This is a genomic window from Teredinibacter sp. KSP-S5-2 (genome assembly GCF_032773895.1).
Classification (GTDB): Bacteria; Pseudomonadota; Gammaproteobacteria; order Pseudomonadales; family Cellvibrionaceae.
On the sequence record NZ_CP120416.1, the window covers coordinates 822876 to 836296 of the forward strand.

At 44.6% G+C, this 13421-nt stretch carries 14 protein-coding genes; 12 read left to right on the forward strand and 2 right to left on the reverse strand.

Features of this window, described 5'->3' with window-relative positions; all coding sequences use genetic code 11:
• Positions 1 to 10: 10 nt before the first annotated feature.
• From P5V12_RS03795 to P5V12_RS03810, 4 genes are read left to right on the forward strand one after another with little or no spacing between them, the layout of a single operon-like run.
• Positions 11 to 2062, forward strand: a complete 2052-nt coding sequence (locus tag P5V12_RS03795) for an RHS repeat-associated core domain-containing protein (RefSeq protein WP_316955910.1) — start codon at positions 11 to 13, stop codon at positions 2060 to 2062.
• A complete protein-coding gene (locus tag P5V12_RS03800; RefSeq protein WP_316955911.1) occupies positions 2062 to 2559 on the forward strand; it encodes a hypothetical protein in 498 nt (165 codons plus the stop codon). The genes P5V12_RS03795 and P5V12_RS03800 overlap by 1 nt, the downstream gene beginning before the upstream one ends.
• Before the next feature lie 42 nt (positions 2560 to 2601).
• Positions 2602 to 4353: an RHS repeat-associated core domain-containing protein gene (locus P5V12_RS03805; protein WP_316955912.1), complete on the forward strand. Its 1752-nt coding sequence runs from the start codon at positions 2602 to 2604 to the stop codon at positions 4351 to 4353.
• Between the two features lie 50 nt (positions 4354 to 4403).
• The gene (locus tag P5V12_RS03810) at positions 4404 to 4844 is read left to right on the forward strand and encodes a hypothetical protein (RefSeq protein ID WP_316955913.1); all 441 of its coding nucleotides are present in this window, start codon (positions 4404 to 4406) and stop codon (positions 4842 to 4844) included.
• A gap of 63 nt (positions 4845 to 4907) precedes the next feature.
• Here the strand turns inward: P5V12_RS03810 and P5V12_RS03815 are convergent, their stop codons facing one another.
• Complete coding sequence (locus tag P5V12_RS03815; protein ID WP_316955907.1) at positions 4908 to 5729, reverse strand: integrase core domain-containing protein; 822 nt, start codon at positions 5727 to 5729, stop codon at positions 4908 to 4910.
• Between P5V12_RS03815 and P5V12_RS03820 the strand changes: the two genes are divergently transcribed.
• From P5V12_RS03820 to P5V12_RS03850, 7 genes are all read left to right on the forward strand, one after another.
• A complete protein-coding gene (locus P5V12_RS03820; RefSeq protein WP_316955908.1) occupies positions 5713 to 6531 on the forward strand; it encodes an AHH domain-containing protein in 819 nt (272 codons plus the stop codon). The two genes, P5V12_RS03815 and P5V12_RS03820, sit on opposite strands and share 17 nt — an antisense overlap.
• An 18-nt stretch (positions 6532 to 6549) precedes the next feature.
• The gene (locus tag P5V12_RS03825) at positions 6550 to 6969 is read left to right on the forward strand and encodes a hypothetical protein (RefSeq protein ID WP_316955909.1); all 420 of its coding nucleotides are present in this window, start codon (positions 6550 to 6552) and stop codon (positions 6967 to 6969) included.
• A gap of 66 nt (positions 6970 to 7035) precedes the next feature.
• The gene (locus tag P5V12_RS03830; RefSeq protein ID WP_316955914.1) at positions 7036 to 9093 is read left to right on the forward strand and encodes an RHS repeat-associated core domain-containing protein; all 2058 of its coding nucleotides are present in this window, start codon (positions 7036 to 7038) and stop codon (positions 9091 to 9093) included.
• 12 nt (positions 9094 to 9105) lie between these two features.
• Entirely contained in the window at positions 9106 to 9546 is a 441-nt protein-coding gene (locus P5V12_RS03835) for a hypothetical protein (protein ID WP_316955915.1), read from the forward strand.
• 87 nt (positions 9547 to 9633) lie between these two features.
• On the forward strand, positions 9634 to 10095 hold the full coding sequence (locus P5V12_RS03840) for an anthrax toxin lethal factor-related metalloendopeptidase (protein ID WP_316955916.1): 462 nt from the start codon (positions 9634 to 9636) through the stop codon (positions 10093 to 10095).
• The gene (locus tag P5V12_RS03845) at positions 10092 to 10403 is read left to right on the forward strand and encodes a hypothetical protein (protein WP_316955917.1); all 312 of its coding nucleotides are present in this window, start codon (positions 10092 to 10094) and stop codon (positions 10401 to 10403) included. The genes P5V12_RS03840 and P5V12_RS03845 overlap by 4 nt, the downstream gene beginning before the upstream one ends.
• A gap of 293 nt (positions 10404 to 10696) precedes the next feature.
• Complete coding sequence (locus P5V12_RS03850) at positions 10697 to 11011, forward strand: hypothetical protein (RefSeq protein WP_316955918.1); 315 nt, start codon at positions 10697 to 10699, stop codon at positions 11009 to 11011.
• On the opposite strand, the gene P5V12_RS03855 is transcribed toward P5V12_RS03850, so the two are convergent.
• Entirely contained in the window at positions 10990 to 12066 is a 1077-nt protein-coding gene (locus tag P5V12_RS03855; protein WP_316955919.1) for an integrase core domain-containing protein, read from the reverse strand. The two genes, P5V12_RS03850 and P5V12_RS03855, sit on opposite strands and share 22 nt — an antisense overlap.
• A gap of 879 nt (positions 12067 to 12945) precedes the next feature.
• On the opposite strand from P5V12_RS03855, the gene P5V12_RS03860 reads away from it, so the two are divergent.
• The gene (locus tag P5V12_RS03860) at positions 12946 to 13386 is read left to right on the forward strand and encodes a hypothetical protein (RefSeq protein WP_316955920.1); all 441 of its coding nucleotides are present in this window, start codon (positions 12946 to 12948) and stop codon (positions 13384 to 13386) included.
• Positions 13387 to 13421: the final 35 nt, after the last annotated feature.

The window sequence follows — 13421 nt, forward strand, 5'->3', positions numbered from 1 at the left end:
CATTCAGGAATTGGCGCAATACAGTGCGGTCAATGGCCAGGCATTGCAGATAAGCGCACTGCGCAACCTGCAAGAGATACTGGATATCCAATACCAGATGTACGACGGCTTCGGCAATATTCTGCTGGAACACATGCAAAACGGCGCCGCCACCCCGGATATGGGCGATAAGGGCGGAAGCCACAACTACAGCGAATACTTTGTCTATGACGACCTGCACCGGTTAACCCACAGCAGTTTTAACAGCTTCAATGGCACCGGTCTTGATTACACCTACGACTCAGGCGGCAACCTGCTGAGTAAATCCGACTACGCCCGCAATTACGACTACACCACCGGCACCAGCGGTGGTCCCAACGCGGTCAAACGGGTAGAGAAAATCCTCAAGCAACAGGACGGCACCACCCAATACCAATGGGCGAACTTCAGCTACGATGCCCGGGGGAATATGACCAGCGGCGATGGCTTAAGCCAAGCCATCTACAATGCCATGGACAAACCCACCTATATCGAGAAAGGCGGCGCGACCCTGAGTTTTGCCTATGGCCCCAGCCATATGCGTTACCGGCAAATCAAAGTCAAAGAAAATATAACCACCACCACACACTACGTGGGCAAGCTGTTTGAAAAGGAATACCGCGAAGAAAATGGTGTGACGCGGGAAAGCTGGCGGGCCTACATTGGCAGCACCGCAGTGGTCAGCCAGGACGACAGTGACGGTTTTGCCATCCGTTACCAGCACCGTGACCGGTTAGGCAGCGCGCGCACCTTCACCGATGAAGCCGGCAGCGTGGTAGCCCGACGAGACTACGACCCCTTTGGCAAACCGCGCATGCCCGATGGCACCTTAAAAGAGGACCACTGGATGGCGGGTGTGCCCATGGAACCCATACTGGACGATCTGGACAGCGCCAAAACCCCGCGGGGCTTCACCGACCATGAACACCTGGATTCGGTGCAATACATACACATGAATGGCCGGGTATACGACTACAACCTGGGCCGGTTCCTGAGTGTGGACCCGTACATCCAGAGCCCGGGTAATAGCCAAAGCATCAACCCCTACAGCTACATCATGAATAACCCATTAGCGGGGACGGATCCGACAGGGTATGTAGTGAGGGAGCTGCCGCCGAGTACGAATCAGGACGATATGATTGACGAGAGTGCTACCTATAACGTCGAATTTGACGTAGAGGGTGGAGGAACCAAAATAGTTTCTATGACTGGGGCTCAGCTCAATAAAGTCAGTGGCATGCTGGCTAAAGAAGGGAAAGCAGGCTTAAAACTCTCTAACGGTGGTGGGAAAGAGGCTGGTGGTGTTCCCACAACGCTGACAACGGAAGGCGGCGGAAATTCAGCCGGAAGTACCAGTGATTTAGGCGGTTCTTCTCATGTTCAGTCATTAAAGCCGGGTGCATATCACGGGCAAAATGACGCAGATGGAACTGAAAACATGACCATAGTTGGTCAGACCAGTGCCAGCACGACGATTATATACGGAGCGCGGATGCTTACGCTGGATATGATCAAAGGTGCTGGTACCCGATTGTATGGGATGAGTACAGCGGCTGCCAGAGTCTTAGTAACGGGGCAGGCAGCAGGCTTTTTGCTCCTAATGGGTTTACCGGCAAATATGCAGATTGGTGATGATGGAATGGAGCCGCCGGGAGAGTTGCCTTATGATATGCGTGGTCCGACTGGAGGCATGGTTTCTTCGGGTTCGCCTGGGGGGATGGGGGAAGATCCTGATGATGATGAATTTCAGCAAAGTGACTTTGTACCTACTGATCGCTTAGGGCCAAAGGCATATAGAAATCTAGTCAAAGATATATCAAAAAATGGATTAAAAAATACTGAAATAAAATATGTTGTTGAAGATGGTGTGCCTTATGTAGTGCATGGTAGCAATAGATTAAATGCTGCACGTCATCTTGGTATTACAGATCAATTAAAGTTTACTAGAGTTAATTTGCCATTTAAAAATTACGTTAGCGCAAAAGACTTAACAAGGGTTCCTCCTCCGAAATTACATGGTTCCTCTATTAGGATGCAAAAGTAATGGCACTAACACACTTCAGATTTCATATTTTACCGAAAGGGGCTGTGTCTGACAGTCACGGTTCTCTATCCGGTAAGCTAAGTGAATATGCTGAGTATCATGAAACAATCCCTCCAGAGGGTGAGTTCGTTAACTACTGGAAAAACTATTCTATTTCAGACTTTGAGGCAGGAATAAGACATATCTTACCTAGAATCGACTCTTGGGGAGATGCTAGAGTCTATGGTTGTGAAAATAAAACTAAGGTCGAAATAGATGAAGAAGATGTGTTGGTGAAATTTGATGTTTTGAGTCCTGACTACAGATTGCTGAAGGAAATATATAAATTATCATTGAAGCATGAATGCGTAGTTGTGCTTAGTGAAAGTGGTTCTATCCTTGCTCTTATGAATTTTGATCAACTAGTTCAATCTTTACATGAATCAAAGGCATACAGGTTTTTACAGAGTCCAAATGATATTTTGGAAGAAATAAAACAAAAAAATACTAAGCATTAAAAAGAGAAGGTGTCCTTGGCGAATTGCTAATTCAAACCAAGGATGGAAGTTGGAAAAGTCGCAATAGCGGCTTTTCCACAAAACGGCGCTGACGCCTACAGTGAATACTATGTCTACGACAAACTGCATCGTTTAACCCAAAGCGGGTACAACGACTTTATCGGGGCCAGCATCGCCTACAGCTACAACGCCAGCGGCAACCTGCTGAGTAAATCCGACTACGCCCGCAACTACGACTACACCACCGGCACCAGCGGTGGGCCCAATGCGGTCAAGCGGATTGAAAAAATCCTCAAACAGGCAAACGGCACCACCACCTACCAGTGGGAAAGCTTCAGCTACGATGCCCGGGGCAACATGCTCAGTGGTGATGGCTTAACCCAGGCGATCTACAACGCCATGGATAAACCCACAGAAATAAACAAAGACGGCGCATTACTGACCTTCGATTACGGCCCCAGCCAAATGCGCTACCGGCAGGTGAAAAGCGACAACGGTGACACCACCACCACACGCTACATCGGCAAACTCTATGAAGAAGTGACCGAACAAACCAGCATCGGGTTAAAACAAAGCTGGCGGGCCTACATTGGCAGCACCGCAGTGGTCAGCCAGGACGACAGTGACGGTTTTGCCATCCGTTACCAGCACCGTGACCGGTTAGGCAGCGCGCGCACCTTCACCGATGAAGCCGGCAGCGTGGTAGCCCGACGAGACTACGACCCCTTTGGCAAACCGCGCATGCCCGATGGCACCTTAAAAGAGGACCACTGGATGGCGGGCGTGCCCATGGAACCCATACTGGACGATCTGGACAGCGCCAAAACCCCGCGGGGCTTCACCGACCATGAACACCTGGATTCGGTGCAATACATACACATGAATGGCCGGGTATACGACTACAACCTGGGTCGGTTCTTAAGTGTGGACCCCTATGTGCAGGAGCCTGGAAACTCACAGGGCATTAACCCCTACAGCTACATTTTAAATAATCCATTAGCGGGGACGGATCCGACGGGGTATAGCGCTGTTGTAGAGAAACCACCGACGAAAAAACCGACTTCTAGGGAAATCTATGATGCAACCAGTAATCTTGGCGCGGCTAATGGCTACAAGGTGGAGTACAGTGGAAGTTCTTCGGGGGCGTTAAGTGGTCTGATCAAAAAGCTTTCGGGAAAATCAAATGGCGCATCCGGCAAGCAGGGGGTTACAGGAAGCCCATCCACACCGAAAGTGGCAGACGAAGAATCCAAGGTTCCGGAGACTAGGGCGCCTGAGGAGCCTTCATTGACAAAGCAAGAGCCAAGTGTCGAATTGACTAAAACTAAGGAGCCTAGACAGGGGGAGTCTGAAACAGCTACTATCCGGGAACCGTCACAAGAGGGTGGGGTTGATCAGGAAGGAATTCCTACGAAACTTAAATTACATATTGGTGACGAGCAGCCGAATAACAATACTGTCGTAACCGATGGTAAAGGAGGCATGATGCCTCAATTAAGTACGAAAAGTATTCATTCGCCTAAAGTGATCCAGGATGCGATATTGGCTCATGAGGAACAGCACATAAAGGATTTCCTAGAGTATGGAACAAATTTGGACGTGCTTAAAGGACAGCCTGCTGGGAAGCAAATTTTATTTAGTCCAGCAACACAAAATAAAAATGTGCTCGAACGAAGGGGTTATAGAACTGAAATTAACTTCTTGAAAAATGCTTCTGTACATCCAGACCTTAAGTTAAGGGTAGATATGCGGTTGAATGATCTTGAAAATTTTTATAACAAGTACAGTGAATAGTTATGAATTATTATTGGATTAGATGCATATTTTGCAAAATGGTATTGTCTATGGCTGTTATAGCTAGTTCACAAAATGGGTATAGCTCGGAAGAGGTAGATTCTTCGCCTTATGTTGTCGATGCGGTTGTTGTAAATGATAAAAGTGTAGAGCTTGAATTTAAGCTAAAAAATAATTCGAAAGATAAGCTTATTTTTTATTCTGATCTTTTATCAAGAGACAATGTGGTCTTATATATATCAAAGTCAACAGCTTATGGTGGAATACTAGAAGAACTTGGCGCAATTGATGATCCAGATGTTGGTCGAATTGAAATTAAAAGTGGGGAATCTTATAGCTCAAAGCTGAATTTAGAACGAATTTTTCCTTCTATTCGAAAAGAGTTGGCTAAGAAAGAACTGCTTTTATTTTGGTCTACGGAAGTTAAGACTGTGGACGGTAAATTTTCCAATAGGTTTGGGGGCTACCTTAGTTTAAATAAAAACAAATAGGGACAGTCCCTAATTAAATAAACCAAGCCCTGGCCTAAACCCTGTCCTTGGCGAATTGCTAATTCAACCTAAAGATGGGAGATGAAAGAGGCCTCGACAGTGGCTTTCCCACGAGTAGTCAGAAAGCTTAAGCGTGTTTTTTGAGCAGTTTATGGGTGGCCTTTCCATTGTGGCCGAATGACAGCGGTGTTGATTGTAGTAATGCTTAAATTGATCAAGCTTTTGTTGTAAATCCCGCCTGTTCCAGAAGAGCGTCTGATCGAGTAATTCCCTTCTAACTGTTCCGATTACGCGTTCAATAAACGGGTGGGATGTGGGCACACAAGGAATGGACTTTACTTCTTCTATCTCCAGTATCCGCAAGTTTGCTTTCCAGCGATGGAATTGAAATAACGGATCATTATCGGAGCTTAGATAGTTAGGCAATGTTTGTTTACTTTGTATCTGGTTAAACATACGGCATGCCGCTACGCCATTTAGATCGCCAGCATGAACAGCAAAGCCAACAATGCGACGGGTGAACTGATCCATGACCAGCATTACCCAGTGGCTTTTTAGCGTGGCCGATTCGCACCGGAAAAAATCCGTACTCCATAGGCTGTCCTTGCTATGGCCTAAAAAGGTTAGCCACGAAGGGCCAGTGTTATCGCCATTTGGTTTGTGGTATCTGAATAAAACGCGTCGAACAATATCTTTATTAATTGCTAAACCAAACGCCAGATTAATTTGTTGAGCAATAACCCCTTTAAATAACCCATTAGCGGGGACCGATCCGACGGGGTATGCGGCGGAGAAAGAGGAACCACCGCCTCCTGAGCTTGAGAAGTATGCACGTGAAGAATATGGTAATTTACAAGGTGTTGTTACCATGTCGGATGGAAGCATGGTTGCTGTTTATGAAAATGGTGCGGCGCAGTTAGATATTAAATCTGATGGAAAGGGTGGTTATTCGAAGTCCGATATTGGGAGTCAATCTGCAACGAATAGTCAGGCTGCTCGGTTAACTGGTGCAATAAACAGTAATAGCCCAAAACAGAGTGGAGGTGGCCTTGGATCATTCCTTTACGGAATGGGCAAAGGGTTTGTTAAAGATACCCTTCACAGCGCGCATACTTATATCACAGGCGTTTCTCCAGAAGAGCAAGGAGATCCCACTGGAATTGGAGCAAACAATAATGCAGAGCAGGCTGGTTTAGAAACATATGAAGATAATAAACTTGTAATAAATTTAACCTTAGCTGCGTTGCCTACGTCTAGAGCAACTCTTTCTAAATTCGGGAAAGCATCCACAAAGGCTGATGATGTTGCAGATTCTACTGTCGAACTAGCTGAACAACTCAAATTGAGTCCAACAAAGCAAAGAGAGCTGTTAAGAAAGGCTATGGGGTCCGAAGGATCGTGGAAAGTTGCTCACCATGTTATTCCTTTGGAGGCCATTAAGCGTTTTCCAGAGCTAATGAAAAAGGCAGCTAAGGGCGGTTTTAATATTAATGGGAAAAATAATGGGGCTTTATTGGGGCGTGCTGATCATATTGGAGGGCATCCGGTATATAACAAAGCTGTAATGGAGCAGTTAGGTAGAATCAGTCCTAATTTAAGTCCAGCGAGGACAGCAAAAGAAATGCAGAAAGCATCTAATACACTTCAAAATGAAATTCAGAACAGTACTTTTGGTTCTTGGGGTTAGAAAGTTTAGGTTTAAATTATGAATGATAAGAGCTTAGGTGATTGGAAAGATTTTATTAAAGCAGTTGTTGCTTTGTACGAAAAGGGAAGAAGTGAGCAGGATATATCTTCTGAATACAGTGGTTGTAGTGTCGCTTGGAAGGGGATTGTTTCTGATATAAAACTAGATGAGGAGTTTTCTCCTGGAATTGCAATGTCTATGGAGCCTGAAACAACCCCAATGTCAAAGGGGAAAGTCTTAAGGTCTGACCATCTATTTTTAAACGTAGATGAAAATACATCTGCTAGTTGGAAAGGTTGCAGTATTGGTGATAGTGTTAGCTTTACAGCTACTATATCAAAGGCTTCTGGGCCTTTTCCTGAAATACAATTATCTGAAGATGATGAAGATCCAGAAGTTTTATTAATGATTGGTTTGTATGGTTGTCAGAAAAAATAAAACAATAGGGGATAGACCCAATTAGTCACAATCGTCGGGGCGACACTGGGCAATGGCATTCAGGAATTGGCGCAATACAGTGCGGTCAATGGCCAGGCATTGCAGATAAGCGCACTGCGCAACCTGCAAGAGATACTGGATATCCAATACCAGATGTACGACGGCTTCGGCAATATTCTGCTGGAACACATGCAAAACGGCGCCGCCACCCCGGATATGGGCGATAAGGGCGGAAGCCACAACTACAGCGAATACTTTGTCTATGACGACCTGCACCGGTTAACCCACAGCAGTTTTAACAGCTTCAATGGCACCGGTCTTGATTACACCTACGACTCAGGCGGCAACCTGCTGAGTAAATCCGACTACGCCCGCAATTACGACTACACCACCGGCACCAGCGGTGGTCCCAACGCGGTCAAACGGGTAGAGAAAATCCTCAAGCAACAGGACGGCACCACCCAATACCAATGGGCGAACTTCAGCTACGATGCCCGGGGGAATATGACCAGCGGCGATGGCTTAAGCCAAGCCATCTACAATGCCATGGACAAACCCACCTATATCGAGAAAGGCGGCGCGACCCTGAGTTTTGCCTATGGCCCCAGCCATATGCGTTACCGGCAAATCAAAGTCAAAGAAAATATAACCACCACCACACACTACGTGGGCAAGCTGTTTGAAAAGGAATACCGCGAAGAAAATGGTGTGACACGGGAAAGCTGGCGGGCCTACATTGGCAGCACTGCAGTGGTCAGCCAGGACGACAGTGACGGTTTTACTATCCGTTACCAACACAAAGACCGGTTAGGCAGTGCACGTACCTTCACCGATGCAAACGGCCTGGTGGTGGCACAACGGGACTACGACCCGTTTGGTAAACCGCGAGAAGCCGATGGCAGCCTGAAAGAAAATGTCTGGTTAGGCGGTGGTGAACAACAGCGCCCCATATTGGGCGACGAAGCCGATGCCAAAACCCGACGTGGCTTTACCGACCATGAACATCTGGATGATGTGGAGTATATACACATGAACGGCCGGGTATATGATTACAACCTGGGTCGGTTCTTAAGTGTGGACCCCTATGTGCAGGAGCCTGGAAACTCACAGGGCATTAACCCCTACAGCTACATTTTAAATAACCCATTAGCGGGGACGGATCCGACGGGGTATGCGGCTGTTAAAGAAGAGCCTCCAAGTTGTGGCTTAGGAAATTGTTATACGATTGATTTTACAGGGAGGGAGTCGAAGCAGAATTATACAAATGTATCGGTCACCAAAGCCGATGGATCGACGGTTAACACAAAGATGTATACGAAGGATGCATTGGCTATCCAATCAGGTGTGGATGCAAACGGAGCGGTGAAAGCGAATTTTGATAGCAAAGGGAGATTGAGTGGGTTAAGCGGAGTTAGTTCAAGTGATCTTGGCTCGCAAACATCGCTGACCCAAGGCCAACAGGAATTTTCATATGAATTTAATTACTCTATCTTGAGTGATAAAGAGTCAGGTGTTGGATTTAATACATTTACTGAATCTGGACAAGGGGAGTTTGAAAAAGCTACTATCCGAGAGCCGTCACAGGAGGGAATGACTGCCGAGGAATATCTTGCTGCCGTCGAGAATGGACTTTGGAATAACGCTCCAATACTTGATGGATTATCAAGTAATGCAGCCGTTAGAAATGCAACCAAAAAAGTTAATTCAGCTTCATCTTCTTCCTCTGGTGATGTGATTTCTGATCCGCGTTATATAGCTTTTTTGAAAGCAATTTCAAAAGCTACCGCTAATGCGGGTATTCCAATAGAGGGAGAGAAATTTTTAGCGATGGCGTTAAATTCCGATGGTCAGGTGGTTGTAACAAATATTGGAATATTGCCTGGACAAGGTGGAAAGATCACATCTCTCCTGCAAGGCGCAGGGGCAATAGCCCATGTACATCCCTCCTATATTAGACCTCAGCGGCCGCAGATGGGGGATCACAGTTCTGTCAAATTTAGAGGTGTTTCAAGTTTTGTAATTGGTCACCGAGGCTCTGAATTGTGGGAGGTCGGAAGGATAGATGGAAAATATAAATATAGGACTGTCCATAAAGACGAGCCTGGCAGCTGGAAGAAATACTAAGGGGTAACGACGATGATTAAATTTTTATATTTGTTATTTGTTGGATTAATGATATCAGTCGGGGCTTGTGCAGAAACTAGCTGGAAAAATCATGTGTTAGTCTTGGCGAAACCCATAAAGGTTGAGTTCAAAGAGGATCTTTCTTCTGTAGACGAGGTTTATAGTGGAGAACTTTATAGCGTTAAAATGAAAGCTTTAAATGTTATTAAGGGAAGCCTTAGGGAAAAAACTTTTACAGTTGATTTATTTGCTTCCCATATAAGTCTTCTGAAGAATAAGAAAAGACTTTACGTATTAATTGAAAAAAATGGTGGTTCCCTGGTCGGGGTTTCATGGGCCTCTGAACAGAAAGTTGTGTGCTTTCCAAATGGGGCCGTTGAGGACTCAAGCATAATTGAAAGCTTTAGAATTAAAGATGAATACCTGAAATCTGTATGCCTGCCTATTGAGTAGTAAACTTTGTAGTCACAAGAGAGTGCCAATGCTCTTCTTAATGGAATTATTGATGCCGGTGGGAATGTCGATTCTCTTAGGGCGGACTTGTCTCTATTGCCGCCGGAGGTGCTTGCTGAACTGCACGCATCTGGTGTTAAGTTTGTTGCAGTTAAAGATTCTGTAACTGAATATCTCACTCACCTAAAAGGGGTCCGACCGAGAGGCTGGTCCCCAGGAAAAACTTGGGATATTGTTCCTGGGGTCTACGACCCAAATGTTAATACAGTTGTCATTGCAACAAGTGGAAAGCATTCCCATGGCTCATATAATTTGGCATTGCATGAGACTGGCCATGCTTATGACGCAGTATTAGGGCGCCCGTCAGGGTCAGCAGCATTTAAATCTGCGTATAGGCTCGCATATAGTAGTTTGGGAGGTTATTTCAAACAACCTGGCGCTGCGGGGCGACAAGAAACGTATGCAGAAAGCTTTGCAAATTATTATGGTGGAAATCAGTTTTATGGTATGCAGTATCCCAGCTTAGATTTATATTGGAGTGGGCAATGAAAATAATAAGTATTAGAGCAATAATTTTTATCTTTTTTGCGTTAGTGTCTGCATGTGCTTGCACTGAACAACATCGTAATACAGGAGATTCTGCTAACAATATGAATGAGAGTATAGGTGTCGCAACAATGGGAGTTGACGGAACGATTTCTTTGCAGTTAAAAGCGGAATCTGAAGATGGGATAATTGGTGATGCATATTTTGAGTACCTGCCTTCAGATCCAGAATATCAAAATATCATTGATCATTTAGGTGGTATTAAAATTGGAGAGAAAAAACCGGTTCCTCCATGGCCAGATGAAAAATAAACTAATCAAGACACCCATGTTAAAAAAACTAAGGGGACGTACCTGTCCTTGGCGAATTGCTAATTCAAGCCAAGAATGGGAGTTGAAAAAGGCCACGACAGTGGCTTTCCCACGAGTAGTCGGAAAGCTTAAGAGTGTTTTTTGAGCGATTTACAGGTGGTTTTCCCATTCTTGCCGAATGACAGCTGCGTTGGTTGTAGTACTGCTTACACTACGACGGCCTGGGCCGCAAAACCCAGGTCAACGACCCCAACCAGGGCATCACCGACTTTGTCTACAATGGCTTTGGTGAAGTGCAACAGGAAATCCGGGCCAACAACAAAACCGTCAGCTACTACCTGGATACCCTGGGGCGGGTGACCCTTAGACGTGCCACCGGCGAAGCCGACAGCACCTACCTGTACGACAACGTGGCCTACGGCTACGGGCAGATGTACCAGGAATCCAACGGCAGCTTAACCCGTACCACCAGCTTCAACAGCCTGGGCCAACCGCTGACCACCACCGAAACCCTCGGCGGCGACAGCCACAGCGTGACCCAGTTATACGACGCCAACTACGGTCGTGTTCTTGGCGAATTGCTAATTCAACCTAAAGATGGGAGATGAAAGAGGCCACGACAGTGGCTTTCCCACGAGTAGTCAGAAAGCTTAAGCGTGTTTTTTGAGCAGTTTATGGGTGGCCTTTCCATTGTGGACGAATGACAGCGGTGTTGATTGTAGTAATGCTTAAACTGATCAAGCTTTTGTTGTAAATCCCGGCTGTTCCAGAAGAGCGTCTTATCGAGTAATTCCCTTCTAACTGTTCCGATCACGCGTTCAATAAACGGGTGGGATGTGGGTACACAGGGAATGGACTTTACTTCTTCTATGTCCAGTATCCGTAAATTCGCTTTCCAGCGATGAAAACGAAATAACGGATCATTATCGGAACTGAGATAGTTAGGTAACGTTTGTTTGCTTTGTATCTGGTTAAACATTCTGCATGCGGCTAAGCCATTTAAATCGCCAGCATGAACAGCAAAGCCAACAATGCGACGGGTGAACTGATCCATAACCACCATTACCCAGTGGCTTTTTAGTGTTGCCGATTCACAACGAAAAAAATCGGTACTCCATAAGCTATCCTTGCTATGGCCTAAAAACGTCAGCCACGAAGGGCCAGTGTTATCGCCATTTGGTTTGTGGTATTTGAATAAAACGCGCCGAACAATATCTTTATTAATCGTTAAACCAAATGCCAGATTAATTTGTTGAGCAATTCTTGATGTACCAAAACGTGGATTTCGTTTTTTGAGTTCCAAAATTGCATCAATAACTTGCTGAGAAGGCCCTTTAGGGCCGGGTTTCGCGTTGGTTGTTGATGTGTAAAGTAATTTATACTTTTTATTTTTCAACGCTGTATGAAAGCGTTGAATTGTATCCGGTTTCAGTAAGACTGCACTTTTTGCGATGCGCTGAGCACTCAGAAACTCAGCACATAAGGAAAAGATAAAACGATCTCCCATTTTTAAATTAGGGCAACGTTTTTGTTTTCTGGAGAGAATTAAGAGTTGTTGCCTAAGTAGAATATTCTCGGCAACAATCGATCGTGTTTTCCTAGGTACAAGAAACCTGAATAATGTTTTAAGCAAAAACCAAATCATGGTGCACGGGTATTTCATGGTCGCTGATCATAAGTAAGTGCGGGCATTGGCGCAAACCTATTTATTAGTGATTTGATTTTGGCCAAGTTTTTTAATGTATAATTGGTTTTTGTTTTTTCAAGCTGTGGAAATTTTCTCCGATATTTTTCGTAAGTTTGGCGTGATGGCTATTAGCTTAGGGGTGGATGCCAAATTGGTGATCTATCTAAAAATATTTTTCAATTAGTATTTAAGCTGTTCTTGGGGTTTGGGTCAGTTGTAGAGGGTTGTAAGGGTGAAGTTAAATATCCTATTCTTCGCTGTTGTTTTGATTGCTTCTATGTCGTGTAGTACTATTCCTAGAGGTTCAACCTGTAGTGAGTTAAAGGCAAAGTTAATAAATGATCCGCACGTTGGGGTTGTTCTTGGAGGATGGGTTGAAAAGGAAGTGCCTCTGCTTATCAATAATAAAGACTGAATAGCCACTAGTTTTCTAGACATCAGTTTATGACCCTCGGGTCAGGTTGCAGTTGTTGTATCTCAGGATCACGCGACAGTTATCAAGTCAGGTTACACGGATGATAAATATTCATTATTGGCTGTAGGTGGGTCGGCGTGGATCTTACCAGTGAAATCTACTAATAAATAAAGCGCTTAGACTAATAGATGACGCTAAGGTGTTAAAAATGACTTTATTGATTAGATTTTGTTTTGTTACTACTTTATGGTGGAGTTTATACTCTTATACTCTTATACGATTGGTGATTCCGGTGCTGCACAAGTCCAGATTAATGAAACTGCAAGAGATTTCTATGCGATCAGTGTTGAGCTTGAAAGCGGCCTTCGTATTAACAATATCATATTAAACGAGAAAAAATAAATAGTACCTGGTTGCTTCAAGTTAGATCTGACTATAATTTGAGTATCGAAAACAGGGAACGTATAAAACTCAAGGAATATGAAGAGCTTCTTAAACTGTTAATGGAATTTATCTTCAAAAATAATATTGGGGATGGCTCTCTTTATAGTGTTCAGGTAGATATTGAATTGGTTGAAGAAACCTGGAGTGTTATTGGCCACTCTCTTAATCTATTGTTTAGTGAGAAATCTGGAGTGATTTCCCATAAAGATAAAGATGTTTTTAGATCGATAATAGATATTTTAAATAATTCTCAGCAGTTATCAAAAACATGTGAGATTGTTATTGATTATGGGTTGAGTTGTAATGAATCTGTGCCAGTAGGTATGAATCCTATAGCATTCAAAGCAGATTACATAGGAAGGAACTGGAAGGAGCTAACTATAAAAAATAATTTTGGTTTCGCTGATGGGTTGTGGTTCTCAATTGGATTTAATTAGGGATGAAAAGCTTTTGTGGTTGGTTGAAGTACTAA